The sequence below is a fragment of the Cellulomonas sp. NS3 genome (assembly GCF_024757985.1).
GTDB lineage: Bacteria > Actinomycetota > Actinomycetes > Actinomycetales > Cellulomonadaceae > Cellulomonas_A.
On record NZ_CP103289.1, the window covers coordinates 4,485,494 to 4,503,493 of the forward strand.

An 18,000-nucleotide genomic window follows, 5' to 3' on the forward strand; every position below is an offset into this window, starting at 1 on the left:
TCGCGGGGCGAGCCGGACGCCCGTGCGCGCCGGACCATGAACCTCGCCCGGCCGTCACCCGCGCCCTAGGCTCACCGCATGGCCCGGTACTTCGACGTGCACCCCAGCAACCCCCAGCCGCGGTCGATCGGGCAGGTGGTCGCGCTGCTGCGCGACGACGCGCTCGTCGCCTACCCGACCGACTCGTCGTACGCGCTCGGCGCCCGGATCGGCAGCCCCACGGGCGCGGACCGCATCCGCTCGATCCGCCAGCTCGACGACAAGCACCACTTCACGCTCGTCTGCTCGGACTTCGCGCAGCTCGGCCAGCTCGTGCAGCTCGACAACTCGGCGTTCCGCGCGATCAAGTCCGCGACGCCCGGCCCGTACACGTTCATCCTCCCGGCGACCCGCGAGGTGCCGAAGCGGCTCGCCCACCCGAAGAAGAAGACCGTCGGGGTGCGCATCCCGGACCACCCCGTCGTCCAGGCGATCCTGCGCGAGCTCGGCGAGCCGCTGCTCTCGAGCACCCTGATCCTGCCCGGCTCCGAGGCGCCCATGACGGAGGGCTGGCTGGTCAAGGAGGAGCTCGACCACCTCGTCGACGCGGTCGTCGACGCCGGGGACTGCGGCACCGAGCCCACCACGGTCGTCGACTGGTCCGAGGGTGCGCCCGAGGTCGTCCGCGTCGGGGCGGGGGACCCGAGCCGGTTCGAGTGAGCGACGTCGCGGGAGCCGGTCGCCCGAGGGTCGCCGACGCCGCCACGGGCCCGCCACCGGCGGCGGCCACGGGCGACGCCACCTACCCGCTGCTCGCCCGCACCGCGCCCGACGTGGCGACCCTCGACGACCTCGTCGTCGACTGCCGCGCGTGCCCCCGCCTCGTCGCGTGGCGCGAGGAGGTCGCCCGGGTCAAGCGCGCGTCGTTCCGCGACGAGACGTACTGGGCCCGGCCGGCGCCGGGCTTCGGCGACCCGGACGCACGCATCCTCGTCGTCGGCCTGGCGCCCGCCGCGCACGGCGCGAACCGCACGGGGCGGATGTTCACGGGCGACCGCTCGGGCGACTTCCTGTTCGCCGCGCTGCACCGCACGGGCTTCGCCAACCAGCCGACCTCGACGCACCGGGGCGACGGCCTCGCGCTCACCGGGATCCGGCTCACCGCGCCCGTGCGGTGCGCTCCCCCGGCCAACGCCCCGACGCCCGCCGAGCGCACGACGTGCGGGCCGTGGCTCGGGCGCGAGCTCGAGCTCGTGGACCCCGACGTCATCGTGGTGCTCGGCGGGTTCGGGTGGCAGGCGCTGCTCGCGACCCTCCAGGAGCAGGGCTGGCACGTGCCGAGGCCCCGGCCGCGGTTCGCGCACGGCGCCGAGGTCGCGCTCGACGGGCCGGGCGGACGCACTCTGACGCTGCTCGGGTGCTTCCACGTGAGCCAGCAGAACACCTTCACCGGGCGCCTCACGCCCGCGATGCTCGACGCGGTGCTGGTGCGGGCGCGGGAGCTCGTCGGCGGGGCATGAGCAGCGGGGCCCCGTGGTCCGGGCGCGGGGGTGAGGGCGTTCGACGAGCGGACCCGACGGGTCCCCACAAGACTGTTCGCCGATCGCACCCCCCAGCGAGAGGAGAACCCCATGCCGAACGGTGACGTGCACACGGTGCACCGCGACGGGACCTGGCTCAACGAGGTCGAGGGGCAGCACACGCCGCTCGACGGGACGTTCGACCGCAAGGACGACGCCGTGGCCGCCGGACGCGAGGACGCCGACGCCCGTGGGGTCGAGCACGTGATCCACGGGCTCGACGGGCAGATCCACGAGAAGAACAGCCACGGGCACGACCCCCGCAACGTCCCGGGCTGACCGGGCTGATCGGCCATGGTGTCCGCGGGCGCTGCAGATGACCCGTGGGGGCTGGTCGTCGTCGCTCTCGGCGCCGTGCTCGCCGTGATCCTGCTGATCCGGGATCGGCGAAGCCGCCGCTAGACCCGTCCCGCCTCGTCGAACGGGCGGCGCTCCCACCGCACGGACCGCGGAGCGCCGCCCGCTCACGTACCGTCGATCCATGGCAGCCTCACCGCCGACGCGGCCCGCTCCGCACGGCACGACTGCGACGCCCGGCAGCGCTGGTCCACCACGCAGCGCTCGACCCCACGGCAGCACCTCCACCCCCGGCCACGTCTTCGTGATCCCCGGCGACCTCGCCCACCTCGACGCCGACGCGATGATCCTGCCCACGGACCGCGGCTTCACCGTCGAGCGGCAGTGGTTCCCGGTGCTCGGGCTCGCCGGGGACGGCGCGGAGGATGCCGCCGAGCCGCCGGTCCCCGCCGCGGTCGCCGACCTCCGACCCGAGGGCTGGCCCGACGGCAACGGCCGCGCCCGCGGGACGGGCACCGGCACACCCGTCCTGCCCACCTGGTTCGTCGACTCCGTCCGCGACCCGACGCTCGACGGCAAGGACGCGGCCGACGCGCTCGCCGACCGCGTCGGGCACGCGCTCCGGGCCGTCGCACGCTCGGACGTCCGGCCGGGCCGCGGGCGCAGCCGGGTGCTCGTCGCGCTGCCGACCCTGGGCGTCGGCGGCGGGGACTTCGGGTCGCTGCGCGGGCTCGTGATCGACGCCCAGCTCGCCGCGTGCCGCGCGGCCGCCGAGGAGACCGGGATCGACGTCGTCGTCGTCGCCCGCAACGCGTCGGACTACGCGGCGTTCCAGGACCACCGACGCTCCCGCCTCGCCGGCGACGGGGGCGTCGACGACGAGCGCGCCCGCGCCCTCGCCCGGCGCGCCCGCGACGGCTCCCTCGCGCTGTTCATCGCCGCCGGCGTCGGCATGGGCGCCGGGCTGCCGGGCTGGCGTCAGCTCATCGACCTGCTCGCGGGCGACACCGACGACCCCGAGGGCACGCGCACCGCCCTCGCCCGGCTCGCGTCCCCGCTCGACCAGGCCGAGCTGCTGCGGATGCGGCTGCCCGGCCTCGCGCAGCGGATCGCGCACCACGTCGGCTCGACGCACCGGTACGCCGTCGCGCACGCCCTCCTCGCGTCGCTGCGCTGCCGCCGCGCGGTCACGACGAACTACGACCGCCTCTACGAGCTCGCCGTGGGTGACGTGGACAACGCGTTGCCGATCAGCGTCCTGCCGACGCACCGCGTCGCCGCGCACGCGCCGTGGCTGCTCAAGATGCACGGCGACAGCGAGGACCCGGCGTCGATCGTGCTGAGCCGCAGCGACTTCGTCGGGTTCGACTCGTCGTTCCGGCCGATGGGAGCGCTCGTGCAGGCGCTCCTGCTCACGCAGCACGTGCTCGTCGTCGGTGCGTCGATGCAGGACGACAACTTCCTGCGGCTCGCCTACGAGATCCGGGGCTTCCTCGGCGACCCCCGCGAGGACGGCGAGCCGCTGTTCGGGACCGTCCTCACGCTCAGCGAGGAACCCGCGCAGGGCGAGCTCTGGCGCGGCTGGTTCGACTATGTCGCGGTCTCCCGGGACCCGGCCGACGACCGGGCCCGCGAGCTCGCCGTGTTCCTCGACCGCGTCGCGATGCACGCGTCACGCCCGTCGTTCGCGCTCGACGTCCGCTACGAGCAGCTCCTCGACCCGCCCGAGCAGGACGCCGCCCGCGCCGCCCGCGCCCTGCTCCACCAGCTCGAGGACCTCGGCCTCGCGGACCGGGGCCGGTGGTCGACGATCGTCGAGGCGCTGCGCGACTCGGGCGCGGGGGGCTGAGCGGCGCGTGCTCGGCCGTCCGGTACGCCGTAGCGTCGCCGCGTGACCGGAGTCCGCGCCCTCGCCCTCGCCGTGATCCGCCGCCCGGGTACCGGGCAGCTGTTCGTCGACGAGGTCGTCGAGCCCGGCACCGGCCGCACGTTCCACCGCCCTGCCGGTGGCGGCATCGAGTTCGGCGAGCGCGCGGCCGAGACCCTCGTGCGCGAGCTCGCGGAGGAGTACGGGCTCGCGGTCGTGGTCGGGCGGCAGCTCGGCGCGCTGGAGAACCACTTCACCTACGCCGGTCGCGCCGGGCACGAGATCGCCCTCGTCCACGAGGCCGAGCTGGCCGACCCCGCGGAGTACGAGCGCGACCGCCGGCCGTGCCTCGACCAGCCGCACGTCACCGGGGTCTGGCGGTCCGCGACCGAGGACGCGATCCCGCTCTACCCGGACGGGCTCGCCGACCTGCTGTAGCGCCGCCGACGGCTCGGGCGCTGGTTACGCTGGCCGCTCACTCCCCCGCGAAAGGGTCGCGCCCGTGCCGGAGCTGGATCGCCTCGCCGTCGTGTCCGACGTCCACGGGAACGTGACCGCGTTCGAGGCGGTGCTGCGCGACATCGACGCCCGCGGCATCACGACCGTGCTGAACCTCGGGGACGTCGCCGGGAAGGGTCCGCGCGGCTCGCAGGCGGTGGCGCTGAGCCGCGAGCGCTGCACGGTGACGGTCCGCGGCAACTGGGACGACTTCCTCCCGCGGCCGGACCCGGACCGGGACCCCGAGTTCGTGTGGTGGCACGAGGAGCTGACCGACGCGGACCGCGAGTGGCTCGTGACGCTGCCGCTCTCGCACGACCTCGAGCTGAGCGGGCGCCGCGTCCGGCTGTTCCACGCCTCGGCGCAGAGCGTCTACACGCGCGTGCGGTTCCGGCACACCGAGGAGGAGTTCGCGGGCATGTTCGCCGCGACCGAGCTCACCGGGGACGGCCCGGAGCCGACGGTCGTCGGGTACGGCGACGTGCACGACGCGTACATCGAGACGTCCCGCGGCCGGACCCTGTTCAACACGGGCAGCGTCGGGAACCCGCTCGACGAGCCGACGGCGTCGTACGTGGTCCTCGAAGGGGTCCCCGGCGGCACCGCGCAGGACCCGTTCGGCATCCAGGTGGTGCGCGTGCCGTACGACATCGAGGCTGAGATCGAGGTCGCGCGCAGCCTCGGGATGCCCGCGCTGGAGCCGTACGCGATCGAGCTCCGCACCGCCGTCTACCGCGGGCTGCACGAGTCGCTCGGGCTCACCCCGGCGCGCTCGTGACCCCGGCTCGTCGCCGACCAGCACGGGGGTCCCGGACCGGCGCGCTCACCGACCCGGTGGCCGGTCGACCGGGCAGGATGAGGCGGTGCCGATCCTCCCGAGAGAACGAGACCCCCGTCTGATCACCGTCCGCCGGGGCGGGACCCTGACCGACGAGGACCACCACCTGCTGGCCGAGTGGGCGGCACGGTGCGCCGAGCACGTGCTGCCGCTGTTCGTGCAGGAGAGCCCGGACGATCCCCGACCGCGCGACGCGATCGAGGTCGGCCGCGGCTGGACCCGCGGCGAGGTGCCCGTGCGTGCGGCCCACCGGACGTCGTTCCAGGCGAACGCCGCCGGGCGCGGGCTCCCCGACCCGGCGCGGTTCGCGGCGCTCGCGGCGGGGCAGGCGGTGGCGGTCGCGCACGTCGCGGCGCACGCGCTCGGGGCCGCGGCCTACGCGATCCGGGCGGTCACCGCCGCAGCACCGCCGGACGGCGGCGAGGCGGCGCGCCTGCGCGAGCGCGACTGGCAGCGGGACCAGGTCCCCGCCGGGCTGCTCGCGCTCGTCCTCGACGACCAGCGCCGCCGGAGCGACCTCTGCTGGCACGTGTTCGACGACTGACGGGCGCCGCGACCGCGGGGCGCGGCAGGCTCTCGGGCTTCGGCGCCGCACACCCGCCACGGATGCCGGAGCCGGGCGCCCGCCGGGGTCAGCGGGAGGTCGTCGCCTCGTCGTCGCCCGGCCGCGGCGACGCCCCCGCGACAGTGCCCGGCACCACGATGTACCCCTCGTCCCCGGTGCCGAGCACCCGCATGCGCGGGTCCCGGACGCCCCACAGCCACGCGAGGTACGCGCACAGCACCGCGTCGACCTCGTCCTCGACACGTTCGAGCTCGCTCGCCCGGACCGCTCCCGCGACGACCGCCCGCAGCTCGGCCCAGCGCGGCGACGCCGAGAGCCGCAGGGGGTCGTCGCACACGCGCTCGAGGTGGTCGAGCAGGGCGCGGAACGCCGGCCGGCGCGACTCGAGGTCCCGCCCGCGGCGCGCCTTGTACGGCAGCACGGTCGCGAGCCCGAACAGCAGGACCGTCGCCGGGTGCGGATAGACCTCGATGGCGACGGACGTGCCGGCACCCGGGACGACGCCGGGGTCCGTGGTCCACCCGAACCGTCGGGCGAGGGTCTGGGCGCGCGGCGGGTCGAACAGCGGGTTGCTGCGGTTCGCCGGGTAGGCCCCCGCGTGGAACCGGCCGAACTCGGCGGTGACCAGCGCCTCGCACCGGCGACGCCCGGTCGGGTTGGGCACGACGAGCGGTGCGTCGATCGCGGCGACCACCTCGCCGGACGCGTGCTCGGCGACGAACGCCGCGATCTCGTCGTCGGAGCGGACGGCGCCGGACGCGACGAGCCGCCCCCGCTCGTCGAGCGCGGCCAGCCCGGTCCGCGCCCGGGGCCCCCACGCGAGGTCGACCCCGAGGTACCGGGTCAGGCCGAGCTCCGGGCCGCCGCCGCGCGCGTGCCCGACGCCCGTGACCCCAGCGCGAGGGCACCGCGCGCGACGCCGTACTCGACGGCCAGCGCGAGCAGCCACCCGACGACGGCGACGCCGAGGCCCGACGTCGGCAGCCGCGTCCCGTCGCCCTCGGCCCACCGGCTGGACACGAGCACGGGCGCCCACAGCGCGAAGAACCCGAACACCGCGAGCCACACGACGGCTGCTGACCGGTGCGCCCAGCGCGCGAGCGCGGCCTCGACCAGCCCGCCGGGGACCCCGGTCAGCAGTGCGCCGGCGCCGACGAGCAGCCAGGCCTCCCGGCGGAGGTGCAGCACGCCGTCGACCTCGAGCGGGACGGTGAGCCAGACGAGCACCGCGATGCCGACGACCGCGACGACGACGCGCGGGACGCGCACGAGCCGACCCCGCACGGCCGGGCCGGCCGCCGGGTCGTCCGCCCGGTCGCCCGCTGCACGGGTCGCCGTCGCCCGGTCCGCCGGGGGTGGGACGGCACGCTCCACGGGACCTCCTCGTCCGACGCGGCGGGCCCGCCGCACGCGCATCCTCGCGCCGCGGGCGCCGACCCGCCAGCCCTCGCCGGCCGGCGGCGCGACCCCGGGGTCACCTCGGGGCGCACACCACCCCGACGCACTGCGGCTCGTTGCCGTTGCCGCGCGCGACGTTGCCACCGCCGTCGACCCCGTTCGGCGCGTAGATGCCCCACCCGGAGCTCCGGACCGCCGTCACGTTCGCGATGCGCGATGGCCCGGTCGCGTAGACGGCGTCGCCGTTGCGCAGGAACGTGTCCCCGTCGAGGTCGACCGTCACGCCCATCTCGAGCGGGTCGACGGCCAGGACGGCGGTCTCGTTCTCGACGAAGCGGTTGCGGCGCAGCGTCATCGGGTCGTCGCCGTCGACCGCGAGCGTGTTGTCCCGGAAGGTGTTCGACGTGAGGAGGACGTGACCGAAGCTCCCGCCCTCGACGCCCACCTCGCTCCCCCGGACGAGGTTGTCCGCGAGGACCATGCCGCCCCGGTAGTGGGACGCCGTGGTGGTGTTGTCGACGAACCGGGACGACGTGGCCTCGACGGACCCGTCGATCGTGAGCAGCGCCACGCCGTTGTCGACGAACGACGACGCCGCCACGCGCGCGATGTTGTCCGAACCGACCGTGAGGGCGACGTCGTTGCGCCGGAACGTCGACCGGTCGACGGTCGCGTCCGAGAAGAGCGCGATGTCGATCCCGGTGCCGTTGTCGACGAAGCGCGAGCGGGTCACGTCGAACGCGGCGAAGAAGCCGGTGACGCCCGAGCCGTTGCCGCGGAACAGGACGCCGCTGATCGTGGTCGGCACCGGCTGCCCGTCCGGGAAGTCGTCGTTCGCCTGCGCGACGCCGGACGCCCAGCCCGTGATGGTCCCGTTCGTGACCACGCCGTTCGTGCGGTTGTCCGTGAGGACGCCGCGCCCGGTCCCCGGACCGCGGAGCGTGTGGCCGCCGAGGTCGAGGGTGATCGGCCCCTCGAGCCGCAGCCCGTCGCCCTCGGCGCAGACCAGGTCGGCGGTGAGGGTGGTGTCGGTCGTGAGCGTCGCCCCGCACACCGGCGGTTGCGGGGTCGGGCCGTCCGTCGGCGTGGGCGTGGGCGTGGGGCCCAGCGTCAGCGTGAGGGCGAGCGCGAGGCCCGCCGTCGAGGTCGGGTGCACGGGTCCCCCTGGGGGGCTCGGCTGGTCGCCGCGTGCGGCGCGACCGTCCTGGCGCCCCCTGCGGCACGGCCCCGGGCGACGTCGTCCGGGCCGTTCCCGACACTAGGGACCCGGCGTTCGGGCGTGGCCGGAGGTGCCCTGACGTGCACCGGGCTCGGCCCTTTCGGGTCACCGCGCCGAGCGCCCCCGGTGGCGACCCACCCCACCGGCGCCTAGCGTCCCCAGGGCGGTCCAGACGCGTGGCCGCACCGCCTCGAACAGAGGACACCCGCATGTACCTGCACGTTCAGCGCCTGATCAACGAGATCATCCCGGACGAGCCGGACCCCGCCGCCGCGAACGCGCTGCAGGAGGGGCTCGGTGGCCAGTTCGGCGAGATGCGCACGATGATGCAGTACCTGTTCCAGAGCATCAACTTCCGCGGCCCGGCCGGGAAGCCGTACAAGGACCTGCTCCAGGGGATCGGGACCGAGGAGATCAGCCACGTCGAGCTCATCGGCACGACAATCTCGCGGCTGCTCGACGGCTCCCCGCGCTACCAGGGCAAGAAGACCGACCCGCTCGACCAGCCGGGCGCCGGTGGGAAGACGCCGCTCGAGATGGCGACGCACCAGAGCAACATCCACCACTACCTCGTGGCCGCCCAGGGCGCGCTGCCGGTGGACGCCGCGGGCAACCCGTGGAGCGGCAGCTACGTCTACAACTCCGGCAACCTGGTGCTCGACCTGCTGTACAACCTCATGCTCGAGTCGACCGGCCGGCTGCAGAAGTGCCGCATCTACGAGATGACGGACAACAAGACGGCCCGCTCGACGATCTCCTACCTGATCGTCCGCGACCAGGCCCACGAGAACGCGTACGCGAAGGCCCTCGAGACCCTCGGCGTCGACTGGAAGAAGACGCTGCCGATCCCGAAGACGAACGCCGAGCAGTTCCCCGAGGTCAAGAAGCTCCTCGACCTCGGCCTGCAGAGCAAGCAGTACTCGTTCGACCTGACCAGCCAGTCGGAGGCCGGGAAGATCTTCCGGGGCATGTCGCCCTCGAACGACGGCACCGAGCTCGACGCGACCGAGCAGGCCCCCGCGGGCGTGCCGATGACGATCGCCGAGGAGCGGTTCGAGGAGTTCTCGCCGGGCGCCGACCCGGAGCTCCTCGCGCTCATCCAGGCGACCGCCGACATCGAGATGGCCGAGGTCCAGCCGGTCTACGGGCCCGTCCCGCCGACGAGCTAAGGCGCACCGGCCTCAGCGGCGCTGCGGCACCGCCGGCCCCGAGCGGCCCGTCGCCCTGTGGCGGCGGGCCGCTCGACGCGTTCCGGCGGGTTCCGTCAGTACCAGACCCACTCGTACTGGCAGTCGCCGTAGCTCACGCCACCGACCGTGACGCGTGAGCCCGGCGCGACCTCCGGCGCCCCGGTGACGACGCGCGGGCCGGTGTTGCGCACGCAGACGAGGTCCTGGGCGATCGCGACCTCACCGAGGTCGACGCTGTGCGGGTTGTCGCGCAGGATCAGCGACCCGCCGATCGTCGTCCGGCACTGCTCCCGTCCTTCGAGACCCAGCCGGGCGTAGTCGGACAGCCCCGTGACGGTGAGGTCTCCGGCGACCGCGGTGCGGCACACGATCGCGTCGCGGGAGCCGACGGCCGTCAGGTCCGCGAACGTCGAGCTGTGCGTGAGCATCCGGCCACCCCTGGCGGTCACCGACCCGAGGAACGTGCTGTGCTGGAGGCGGTGCATCTCCGTCGCCGTGACGTCGTAGGTGCCGGTGACCCGGGACGCGCCGGCGAAGGTCAGGTCGCGCGCGACCCCGCGGACGTCGCGCACGGTGCTGCGCTCGACGCGCAGCCACGCGGTGTCGGCGCCGTCGAGCTCGACCGCGCCGTGGACCCGCGCCTGGTACAGCGACGCTCCCCCGGTCGCCCGCACGTCACCGTCGACCACCGTGCCGCTGAGCTCGACGCGCTGCCCGGCGGGCACGACGACGTCGCCGCTGACCGTCGAGTGCGCGAGGTAGCAGTAGCCCTCGTCGATGATCACGTCGCCGATCACGGTCTGGTTCGCCGCGATGTGCTCACGCTGGTTCCACAGCTCGCTGCACAGCGTCACCGGTTGGTCGACCGCTGCCGCCGCCGGGACGGCCAGCGCGCCCGCCCCCAGCACCCCCAGGATCCCGAGCGCCGCTGCGCCGATCCCCCGGACCCCCCACTGCATGCCACTTCTCACGGTTCCCCCTCGAGCCGATGCGTCCGCCCAGGGTCACCACCGCTCGCCGGATGCGGTAGACCGCCGCCGGGAATGCCCCGGTAATTTCATCCACAGCCACCGGCCCGCCACGGAGCGGGTCCGGCCCGCCGGGAATGCGGCGCCGCCGCTGCTCGTTCTCGCAGACATGCCCCTCACTGGTGAGTACGCCCCGAGCCCGTCCGACTGGGCCCGCAAGCAGGCCGAGGAGTTCGAGGCCTCCGGCGGGACGAAGGCCAACACGCTTCGCGGCAAGCCGATCATCCTGCTGACCTCGGTCGGTGCGACGTCCGGCAAGCTGCGCAAGACCCCGCTCATGCGCGTCGAGCACGAGGGCGAGTACGCCGTCGTCGCGTCGAAGGGCGGCGCACCGGAGCACCCCGTCTGGTACTACAACCTGGTCAAGCACCCGCACGTCGAGCTGCAGGACGGCCCGGTCCGGCGCGACTACCTCGCGCACGTGGCCACGGGCGACGAGCGTGCGGCGTGGTGGGAGCGGGCCGTCGCCGCGTGGCCCGACTACGCCGAGTACCAGACGAAGACGGACCGCGAGATCCCGGTGTTCGTCCTGACGCCGATCGAGGACTGAGCCCGCTCCCCGGCCGACCGCGACGCCCCGCACCCCCGGTGCGGGGCGTTCGTCGTCCCCGGGCCGGGTGCGGGGGCCGACCACTCTCCGGGTGCGAGTCCGGGACCGCCGTCGGACGATGGCACGCATGACCGACGACCTCCGCGACGCCCCCGACCCCGACCACCGCGTGCCCGACGGCGCGAGCGATGCGCTCGTCGAGGCCGTGGGCGGTGTGACCGCCGCGCTCGAGGTGACCGAGCACGCCCGCGGCATGCTGTACGCGTTCCACCGGCTCACCGGCCGCGCCGACATCGAGCTCGCCGAGGCCCTCGACAAGCTCGCGGCCGCCGGGGAGCCGGAGCTCGCGGACGAGATCCGGGCGGACCTCGTGGGGCGCAACGTGCTCCACGGGCGCTGGACGTTCCAGATCGTCGAGGACTACGACGAGGGCTACTGGTCGACGTTCCGGCACTGGGAGCGCGAGGTGCGCGACCGGCTCATGGAGGGCCGGCGCCACGTGTACGAGGCGCAGATGAAGGAGTCGAACCGGACGCACGGTCGCGAGGGCCACGAGGCGCGACCGGTGGAGACGACGACGGGCTGACGGGCGGGGCCGCTGCGGGCTCGCGCCCCGGCGGCGGACCTGCCGGCCCGTCGGGCGCTCCTCACGGCGGCGGTGAGCCGGTCCCGGCCGCCGGCCCGAACCGGCCCGCGAGCTCCGCCGCGGCCGCTCGTACCCCGGCGTCCTCGTCGGCCACGAACGCCTCCACCTGCGCGCGCAGGGCCTCCTCGCCCGCGGTGTCGCCCGCCGCGGCGCGCCTCCAGCGCTGCTCACGGAACGCGTCGGCGAGGTGGTCGAGCCGTTCCGGTCCCGCGCGGGACCACGCGTGCAGGAACAGCCACCACGCCGTACGCCCGCCGTGCGTCAGGAGCGCCGTCGCGGTGCGGTCGGTGACGGCCGTGTCGTCGGGATCGAGCAGCAGGGCCGTGAGCGCGGCCCGCACCTGCGCGTCGCCGTCGTCGACGAGCGGAGCCAGCTCGTGGCCGGCCGTCGCGCGGTCGGCCCAGTCCCGGGAGCGGGCGAGGCGCAGGAGCTCCGGGAGGGGACGGCTCACGGGACGTCCCCCGGCGCGGCCTCGGGCACGCGGGCGCCCCTCCGCCGCCGGGCGTGGAGCGCGTAGAGCCCGACGAGCACAAGGCACAGCACCGCGGTCGACGCGAGCTGCACGCGGGCGTCGGGGTCGGAGAGCATCAGCGCGACGAACCCCGCGAGCAGCCCCAGCGTCGCCCACGACAGGGACGGGAAGCCCCACATCCGCACCCCGAGCCGACCCTCGGCCTCGAGCCGGCGGCGCAGGCGCAGCTGCGAGACCGCGATGAACACCCACAGCACGACGAGCGAGGAGCCGACCGCGCCCAGCAGGAGCCCCAGCAGCCCGGCGGGCAGGGCCCAGTTGAGGACGATGCTGACGAGCGCGCACGCGACCGAGAGCGCGACCGCGGACCACGGCACCCCCTGGCGCGAGACCCGCAGCAGGGCGCCGGGGCCGTCGCCGCGCTGCGCGAGCGAGAACGCCATGCGGGACGTGCCGTAGACGTTGGCGTTGAAGGCCGAGAGCAGCGCGACCACGACGACGACCTCCATGATCCGGCCCAGCCCGGGGACGCCCACGAGGTCGAGCACCGCGACGAACGGGCCGCCGAGCCCGTCGCCCGACTCGCCCTCCCCGGCGACCAGTGCGGCGGAGTCCCACGGCAGGACGAGCACCATGATCGCGACCGAGCCGACGTAGAACAGCAGGATCCGCCACACGATGCTGCGGGCTGCGGTCGCGATCGAGCGCTGCGGGTCGTCGGACTCGGCGGCGGCGATCGTGATGATCTCGATGCCGCCGAACGCGAAGAGCACCACGAGCAGCCCCGACGCGACGCCCGCGAGCCCGTGCGGCGCGAAGCCGCCGTTGCCCAGCAGGTTGCTCGTGCCGACGGGGTCGGTGCCGGGCAGCAGCCCGAGCGCGAGCAGCGTGCCCACGACGAGGAAGACGACGATCACGCCGACCTTGAGCGAGGCGAACCAGAACTCGAACTCCCCGAAGCTCCGGACGCCGACGAGGTTGACGACCGCGAACCCGGCCACGAGCACCAGCGCGACGAGCCACTGCGGCAGGGCGGGAGCCCAGCCGTGGATGATCCCGGACGCCGCGGTGATCTCGACGCCGAGCACCATGATGAGCGTCGCCCAGTACAGCCAGCCCATGACGAACCCGGCCCAGCGCCCGATGCCGACCTCGGCGTACGTCGAGAACGAGCCGCTCGACGGGATCGCGGCGGCCATCTCGGCGAGCATCCGCATGACGAGCACGACGAGCAGGCCTGCGACCGCGTACGACACGAGGATCGCGGGCCCGGCGATCGCGATGCCCGCACCGGTCCCGACGAACAGCCCCGCACCGATCGCGGAGCCGAGCCCCATCATCGTCAGGTGCCGGACCCGCAGGCCCGTCCCCAGGTGCTCGGCGGCGGGAGCGGTGGCGCTCGGTGGGGCGGTGTCGGTCACCGGACGAGGCTAGCGACGGCGCGCGGCACCCGCCCGGGACGCCCGTCCCTGCGGGTCCGCCGTCCCGCTACGTTGACGGGATGACCTCCACCACCGAGAAGGCCCGCGAGCTCCAGCGTCTGCACACCGACCCCGAGCTGCTCGTCCTCGTCAACGTCTGGGACGTCATCACGGCACGCGTCGTCGCCGACGTCCCCGGCACTCGGGCGCTCGCCACCGCGAGCCACTCGATCGCCGCCGCGTACGGGTACGAGGACGGCGAGCGGATCCCGCGCGACCTGATGATCGAGGCGGTCGGCCGCGTCGCGGCGGCCGTGGACCTGCCCGTCACCGCCGACCTCGAGGCCGGCTACGGCGACCCGCGCGGCACCGTGGCGCGGGCGATCGACGTCGGCGTCGTCGGCGCGAACCTCGAGGACCAGATGAAGCCGCTGCCCGACGCGGTCCGCGCGGTCGAGGCCGCCGTCGCCGCGGGCGAGCGGGCCGGCGTGCCGTTCGTGCTCAACGCGCGCACCGACGCGTTCCTGCGCGCGGGCGACCAGGACCGCGAGGCGGTGCTGGCTGCGGCCGTCGAGCGTGGGCGGGCCTACCTCGACGCCGGCGCGTCGACCGTGTTCGTGCCCGGCCTGCTCGACGAGCCGACCGTGACCCGGCTCGTCGAGGAGCTCGGCGAGCGGAAGGTCAACGTCATCGCCGTCCCCGGGTCGCTGCCCCTGGACGTGCTGCAGCGCCTCGGCGTCGCGCGCGTCTCGTACGGGCCGTGGAGCCAGAACGTCGCACTGACCGCGCTCGCGGACCTCACGAGCGCGGTGCACGGCGGCGGCGCGCTGCCCGCGGGGACACGCAAGCTCAACTGACGGCCCCCGCGCGGGACGCCTCAGAGGACCGTGCGGAGGGAGGCGCCCGGTTGCTCGTACCCGAGCCCGGCGTCGACCTCGGCGACGTCGGCGAGCTCGGGACGGCGCGCGATCGCGTCCACCCGGCGCAGCGCCCTCGGTATCCGGTGCGGGCCCGCCATCGCCGAGACGAGCGCGGCGGCATGCGCGGCCGGCATCCCCGCAGCGGTCACGTACAACGGCCGGGTCGCGGACCCGCGCCGCACCTCGACCGCGTGGGAAGCGGCGTGGAACCGGGTCTTGGCGACCCCGACGACCGGCACACCGAGCTGCACGTCGGCGGCCACGACCAGCGCGGCGACCGCCCCGCCGGCGTCGGGGTAGTGCACGTCGCACACGCCGTACCGCCCGGGGCGCGCACCAGGATCGAGGGTCACGACGGCCTCCCTCCGGCTCGGTCCCGCCGAGGGTAAGGGAGGCGCGCTGCGCGACGGCGGTCGTGACCGGCGCCCGGCACCCGCGCTGGGACGTCAGCCGGTGCGCGTCGGGCGCCGGACGAGCTCGCCGCCGCAGTTCGGGCACGAGCCCCCGAGCTGCTCCGTGCACCCGCGGCAGAACGTGCACTCGTGGCTGCAGACCATCGCGTCGCGCGAGCCGGCCGGCAGCCCCGCCCCGCAGCGCTCGCACGCCGGTCGCATCTCCATGGCCGCGTCCCACCTCCCGCCCGCGCGGCACCCAGCGCACCGCGACGCCCCAGCCTGGTCGCGGCGCACGGCCCCGACCAGCAGCAGCACCGCCACGGAACGTCGACCCTCCGCCGGGCGAGCGGCTGTCCGGGGCCCCGCGCGGCGTGGTTCGAGGCGGTGCTGCGGGTCCTGGACGGCCGCTGAGGTGTCCGTCCGCGCCCAGCGCCGGTGCGCGGCGATGGTCAGCGTTCCGCCGGCGGACCGGCCGCGGCCGGGCCCGGCGGTGTGCCGGGCCCGGCCGTCGCTCAGTCGTCGCGGTCCCAGGGCGCCGTCTCGTCGAGCTTCGCGTAGTACTTCGCGAGGTGGCTCTTGACGCGGTCGACGTCCTTGGCCGGCAGGTCGACGCCGCCGCGCGATCCCTGCATCACGGCCGCCGCGGCGAACACCCCGCGCGGGACCGCCACGAGCTTCCCGCCGACGACGTCCGCGACGAGCAGCTTGTACGACCCGAAGTTCTCCTTCGCGTCGGCGTCGTACCAGACGTGCGCGTCGCGGTACCGCTCGTTCGGCTCGTCGTCGGCCTTCGCCCACGCGCGCACGCGCTTCTCGGCCGCCGCGCCGTCCCACTCGCGGTCGCGGTCGGCGAGCGGCAGGTCCCCGAACGCGGTCACCGCCACGGCTCAGCCCTCCGACGGAGCCGCGGAGCGCAGGCGGTCGAGCAGCGGCCCGGCGGCGGTGTCGAGGAACTCCTGCTGCTTCTCGTCGCCGACCTGCACGAGCGCGATGTCGGTGAAGCCGGCCTCCCAGTACGCGGAGACGGCCTCGACGATCTTGTCGAGGTCCGGGCCGCAGGGGATCTGCTCGGCGACGTCCTCGGGCCGGGCGAACTGGCTCGCCGCGTCGAACGCCTCGGTCGTCGGGAGGTCCGCGTTGACCTTCCAGCCACCTGCGAACCAGCGGAACTGCTGGTGCGCGCGCGTGACGGCGGCCTCCTCGTCGGTGTCCCAGCTGATCGGGATCTGCCCGATCTTGCGCGGCTTCGGCTCACCGGGCTCGACCGGGCCGTGCGCCTGGTCCCACGCGTCGAACGCCTCGGTGTCGGGCTCGGTCGCGATGAGGTGGTCCGCGAGCGGCGCGAACCGCGAGATCGACTGGGCACCGGAGACCGCGATGCCGATCTCGACGGGCCGCTCGGGCAGGTCCCAGATCTTCGCCGAGTCGACGCGGAAGTGGTCGCCCTCGTACGTCAGGCGCTCGCCCGCGAGCAGCTCGCGGATGATCTCGACGGCCTCCTCGAGCATGTCGTGGCGCTCACCGACGGCGGGCCAGCGCTGCCCTGCGACGTGCTCGTTGAGGTTCTCGCCGGCGCCGAGCCCGAGCGTGAACCGCTCGTCGGAGAGCACCGCGAGGGTCGCGGCCTTCTGCGCGACGACCGCGGGGTGGTACCGGACGGTCGGGCACGTCACGTAGGTCATGAGGTCGACCGTCTCGGTCGCCTGCGCGACGGCCCCGAGCAGGGTCCACGCGTACGGCGCGTGGCCCTGCTCGTCGAGCCACGGGAAGTAGTGGTCGCTCGACACCTCGAAGTCGAAACCGAGCCGCTCCGCCGCGACGGCGTAGCGCACGAGCTCCTTGGGGCCGGACTGCTCGGTCATGAGGGTGTACCCGAATCGCGTCATGCGTCCCACGGTGGCACCGGCCCCGGAGGGTCGCATCCGGTGCTGCGGCTCACCGGGTCCGCAGCCGCGACGCGCCGCCTCCCGGTCGCCTGCGCCTCCCGGTCGGCGCGTCAGGCCGCCCACACCGGCGCCACGACCCGCACCGGCTCGCCGGTCAGCGCCGACTCCTCGATCGCGAGCCCGATGCGGTGGTCGTGGCTGCCCTGCGCGAGCGGGTACGGCGCCGGGCCGTCGCCGCGCACCCAGTCCGCCGAGCCGGCGATCAGCCCGGCGACGGCGAGGTCGTCGTCGGCCAGGCGTGCCCCCACGAACGGGTTCCGGTAGAGCACCTCGCCGTCGAGGCTCACGTGGTCGAGGTCGAAGCCGTCCATGTCCTGCTCGACCCCGTACTGCCGGCGCACGAGCCGCGACTCGACGACCGTGCGCGCGTCCGTCCAGCGCACGAGCCGGTCGTCGACGAGCTCGCCCGCCGAGCCGCGCAGCACGATCCGGTTCGCGCGCAGCGGGTTGTGCCACTGGTTGTCGGTGAAGTCGTAGAGCGCGCTGCCGTGCTCCCCGAAGTCGAGCGTCGCGAGCACGGTGCGGGCCTCGCGGGGCTCCGTCGCGTCCGTCCAGCCGGCGCGGTTCATCGGGTCGAGCAGCGGCGCGGTGAACGCCTGGGCGCGGACCGTCACGTCCGCGAGCCCGGTGCCGAGCAGGTGCCGGACGAGCCCCGCCGCGTGGTGCCGGTGCGTCGAGGAGACCTGCACCGACGTGACCTCCCCGAGCAGCGCGCGCCGGGCGAGCGCCGCACGGGCGACGTGCATCGGCAGGAACGGGCTGTGCTCGGCGACCTGCACGAGGCCCGACGCCCCGACGTCGCGCCACAGGGCGTCGAGCGCGTCGGCGTCGGGGGCGGGCGGCGTCTCGGTGAGCACCGGCACGCCCGCGGCGACGAGCTCCCGGATCACGCCCGGCGTGACGTCCCACGGCGTGCTGACGACGACGAGGTCCGGTCGCCCTCCCGCGTCCCCGCGCACGAGCTCGGCGACCGTGCGGACCGTCGGCACACCCCAGGCCCGCTCGACCTCGGCGCCCCGCTCGGCGGTCCTGGTCACGACCCCCGCGACGGCGAACCGCTCGGGGACCTGCCGCGCGATGCGCGCGAAGAACGCGGCCCGCCAGCCGCTGCCGACGACGCCGAACCGGAACGGGACCACCTGCGCACCCATGCGCCGACGCTAGCCCGCGGGACCGCGCCGGGCTCGACGG

The 18,000-nt window shown here is 75.1% G+C and carries 22 protein-coding genes; 11 read left to right on the plus strand and 11 right to left on the minus strand.

Annotated features, from left to right (window positions below):
* The first annotated feature begins 78 nt into the window (after nucleotides 1-78).
* The 7 genes from NXY84_RS20285 (at nucleotide 79) to NXY84_RS20315 (ending at nucleotide 5,603) form a co-directional block, all read left to right on the plus strand.
* Nucleotides 79-699, plus strand: coding sequence for an L-threonylcarbamoyladenylate synthase (locus tag NXY84_RS20285; protein ID WP_258724830.1), 621 nt, complete (start codon nucleotides 79-81; stop codon nucleotides 697-699).
* Nucleotides 696-1,499, plus strand: a complete 804-nt coding sequence (locus NXY84_RS20290; RefSeq protein ID WP_396126343.1) for a uracil-DNA glycosylase — start codon at nucleotides 696-698, stop codon at nucleotides 1,497-1,499. Before NXY84_RS20285 ends, NXY84_RS20290 begins: the two co-directional genes overlap by 4 nt.
* A 111-nt stretch (nucleotides 1,500-1,610) precedes the next feature.
* Nucleotides 1,611-1,838, plus strand: coding sequence for a DUF2188 domain-containing protein (locus NXY84_RS20295; protein WP_258724832.1), 228 nt, complete (start codon nucleotides 1,611-1,613; stop codon nucleotides 1,836-1,838).
* Nucleotides 1,839-2,040: 202 nt separating this feature from the next.
* Nucleotides 2,041-3,705, plus strand: a complete 1,665-nt coding sequence (locus NXY84_RS20300; RefSeq protein ID WP_258724833.1) for an SIR2 family protein — start codon at nucleotides 2,041-2,043, stop codon at nucleotides 3,703-3,705.
* 42 nt (nucleotides 3,706-3,747) lie between these two features.
* On the plus strand, nucleotides 3,748-4,161 hold the full coding sequence (locus tag NXY84_RS20305; RefSeq protein ID WP_258724834.1) for an NUDIX hydrolase: 414 nt from the start codon (nucleotides 3,748-3,750) through the stop codon (nucleotides 4,159-4,161).
* 64 nt (nucleotides 4,162-4,225) lie between these two features.
* Nucleotides 4,226-4,999, plus strand: coding sequence for a metallophosphoesterase family protein (locus NXY84_RS20310; RefSeq protein WP_309485027.1), 774 nt, complete (start codon nucleotides 4,226-4,228; stop codon nucleotides 4,997-4,999).
* Between the two features lie 85 nt (nucleotides 5,000-5,084).
* On the plus strand, nucleotides 5,085-5,603 hold the full coding sequence (locus tag NXY84_RS20315) for a putative immunity protein (protein WP_258724835.1): 519 nt from the start codon (nucleotides 5,085-5,087) through the stop codon (nucleotides 5,601-5,603).
* An 88-nt stretch (nucleotides 5,604-5,691) separates the two neighbouring features.
* Here NXY84_RS20315 and NXY84_RS20320 read toward each other — a convergent pair whose 3' ends face one another.
* The 3 genes from NXY84_RS20320 to NXY84_RS20330 form a co-directional block, all read right to left on the minus strand.
* Nucleotides 5,692-6,573, minus strand: a complete 882-nt coding sequence (locus NXY84_RS20320) for a DUF429 domain-containing protein (RefSeq protein ID WP_258724836.1) — start codon at nucleotides 6,571-6,573, stop codon at nucleotides 5,692-5,694.
* Nucleotides 6,468-6,998 (minus strand): hypothetical protein, encoded by a 531-nt coding sequence (locus NXY84_RS20325; RefSeq protein WP_258724837.1) that lies wholly within the window; start codon nucleotides 6,996-6,998, stop codon nucleotides 6,468-6,470. Before NXY84_RS20325 ends, NXY84_RS20320 begins: the two co-directional genes overlap by 106 nt.
* Nucleotides 6,999-7,098: 100 nt before the next feature.
* A complete protein-coding gene (locus tag NXY84_RS20330; RefSeq protein ID WP_258724838.1) occupies nucleotides 7,099-8,178 on the minus strand; it encodes a hypothetical protein in 1,080 nt (359 codons plus the stop codon).
* 272 nt (nucleotides 8,179-8,450) lie between these two features.
* Between NXY84_RS20330 and NXY84_RS20335 the strand changes: the two genes are divergently transcribed.
* Nucleotides 8,451-9,410 carry a manganese catalase family protein gene (locus NXY84_RS20335; RefSeq protein ID WP_258724839.1) on the plus strand — a complete coding sequence of 320 codons (960 nt, stop codon included), beginning with the start codon at nucleotides 8,451-8,453 and terminating at the stop codon, nucleotides 9,408-9,410.
* A gap of 95 nt (nucleotides 9,411-9,505) precedes the next feature.
* Here the strand turns inward: NXY84_RS20335 and NXY84_RS20340 are convergent, their stop codons facing one another.
* The gene (locus tag NXY84_RS20340; protein WP_258724840.1) at nucleotides 9,506-10,390 is read right to left on the minus strand and encodes a hypothetical protein; all 885 of its coding nucleotides are present in this window, start codon (nucleotides 10,388-10,390) and stop codon (nucleotides 9,506-9,508) included.
* 178 nt (nucleotides 10,391-10,568) lie between these two features.
* Between NXY84_RS20340 and NXY84_RS20345 the strand changes: the two genes are divergently transcribed.
* A complete protein-coding gene (locus tag NXY84_RS20345) occupies nucleotides 10,569-11,009 on the plus strand; it encodes a nitroreductase family deazaflavin-dependent oxidoreductase (protein WP_183297233.1) in 441 nt (146 codons plus the stop codon).
* Nucleotides 11,010-11,136: 127 nt separating this feature from the next.
* Complete coding sequence (locus tag NXY84_RS20350) at nucleotides 11,137-11,595, plus strand: hypothetical protein (protein WP_258724841.1); 459 nt, start codon at nucleotides 11,137-11,139, stop codon at nucleotides 11,593-11,595.
* 61 nt (nucleotides 11,596-11,656) lie between these two features.
* Here NXY84_RS20350 and NXY84_RS20355 read toward each other — a convergent pair whose 3' ends face one another.
* Together NXY84_RS20355 and NXY84_RS20360 are read right to left on the minus strand one after the other, a co-directional pair.
* Nucleotides 11,657-12,106, minus strand: a complete 450-nt coding sequence (locus NXY84_RS20355) for a hypothetical protein (protein WP_258724842.1) — start codon at nucleotides 12,104-12,106, stop codon at nucleotides 11,657-11,659.
* The gene (locus NXY84_RS20360) at nucleotides 12,103-13,548 is read right to left on the minus strand and encodes an amino acid permease (RefSeq protein WP_258724843.1); all 1,446 of its coding nucleotides are present in this window, start codon (nucleotides 13,546-13,548) and stop codon (nucleotides 12,103-12,105) included. Before NXY84_RS20360 ends, NXY84_RS20355 begins: the two co-directional genes overlap by 4 nt.
* An 80-nt stretch (nucleotides 13,549-13,628) precedes the next feature.
* Here NXY84_RS20360 and NXY84_RS20365 point away from each other — a divergent pair, with 80 nt between their 5' ends.
* Nucleotides 13,629-14,405 carry an isocitrate lyase/PEP mutase family protein gene (locus tag NXY84_RS20365; RefSeq protein WP_258724844.1) on the plus strand — a complete coding sequence of 259 codons (777 nt, stop codon included), beginning with the start codon at nucleotides 13,629-13,631 and terminating at the stop codon, nucleotides 14,403-14,405.
* Between the two features lie 20 nt (nucleotides 14,406-14,425).
* Here NXY84_RS20365 and NXY84_RS20370 read toward each other — a convergent pair whose 3' ends face one another.
* The 5 genes from NXY84_RS20370 to NXY84_RS20390 form a co-directional block, all read right to left on the minus strand.
* Nucleotides 14,426-14,821, minus strand: coding sequence for a hypothetical protein (locus NXY84_RS20370; RefSeq protein ID WP_258724845.1), 396 nt, complete (start codon nucleotides 14,819-14,821; stop codon nucleotides 14,426-14,428).
* A 93-nt stretch (nucleotides 14,822-14,914) separates the two neighbouring features.
* On the minus strand, nucleotides 14,915-15,088 hold the full coding sequence (locus NXY84_RS20375) for a DUF1272 domain-containing protein (RefSeq protein ID WP_258724846.1): 174 nt from the start codon (nucleotides 15,086-15,088) through the stop codon (nucleotides 14,915-14,917).
* 287 nt (nucleotides 15,089-15,375) lie between these two features.
* On the minus strand, nucleotides 15,376-15,747 hold the full coding sequence (locus NXY84_RS20380) for a hypothetical protein (protein ID WP_258724847.1): 372 nt from the start codon (nucleotides 15,745-15,747) through the stop codon (nucleotides 15,376-15,378).
* A gap of 3 nt (nucleotides 15,748-15,750) precedes the next feature.
* Nucleotides 15,751-16,749: a TIGR03557 family F420-dependent LLM class oxidoreductase gene (locus NXY84_RS20385; RefSeq protein ID WP_258724848.1), complete on the minus strand. Its 999-nt coding sequence runs from the start codon at nucleotides 16,747-16,749 to the stop codon at nucleotides 15,751-15,753.
* A 110-nt stretch (nucleotides 16,750-16,859) separates the two neighbouring features.
* Nucleotides 16,860-17,960: a Gfo/Idh/MocA family protein gene (locus NXY84_RS20390; RefSeq protein ID WP_258724849.1), complete on the minus strand. Its 1,101-nt coding sequence runs from the start codon at nucleotides 17,958-17,960 to the stop codon at nucleotides 16,860-16,862.
* Nucleotides 17,961-18,000 lie beyond the last annotated feature (40 nt).

Coding starts and splice junctions, on each gene's coding strand:
- NXY84_RS20350 (WP_258724841.1), top strand. CDS start 11,137: ATGACCGACGACCTCCGCGACGCCCCCGACCCCGACCACCGCGTGCCC.
- NXY84_RS20300 (WP_258724833.1), top strand. CDS start 2,041: ATGGCAGCCTCACCGCCGACGCGGCCCGCTCCGCACGGCACGACTGCG.
- NXY84_RS20385 (WP_258724848.1), bottom strand. CDS start 16,749: ATGACGCGATTCGGGTACACCCTCATGACCGAGCAGTCCGGCCCCAAG.
- NXY84_RS20295 (WP_258724832.1), top strand. CDS start 1,611: ATGCCGAACGGTGACGTGCACACGGTGCACCGCGACGGGACCTGGCTC.
- NXY84_RS20365 (WP_258724844.1), top strand. CDS start 13,629: ATGACCTCCACCACCGAGAAGGCCCGCGAGCTCCAGCGTCTGCACACC.
- NXY84_RS20340 (WP_258724840.1), bottom strand. CDS start 10,390: ATGCAGTGGGGGGTCCGGGGGATCGGCGCAGCGGCGCTCGGGATCCTG.
- NXY84_RS20335 (WP_258724839.1), top strand. CDS start 8,451: ATGTACCTGCACGTTCAGCGCCTGATCAACGAGATCATCCCGGACGAG.
- NXY84_RS20345 (WP_183297233.1), top strand. CDS start 10,569: ATGCCCCTCACTGGTGAGTACGCCCCGAGCCCGTCCGACTGGGCCCGC.
- NXY84_RS20375 (WP_258724846.1), bottom strand. CDS start 15,088: ATGGAGATGCGACCGGCGTGCGAGCGCTGCGGGGCGGGGCTGCCGGCC.
- NXY84_RS20390 (WP_258724849.1), bottom strand. CDS start 17,960: ATGGGTGCGCAGGTGGTCCCGTTCCGGTTCGGCGTCGTCGGCAGCGGC.
- NXY84_RS20285 (WP_258724830.1), top strand. CDS start 79: ATGGCCCGGTACTTCGACGTGCACCCCAGCAACCCCCAGCCGCGGTCG.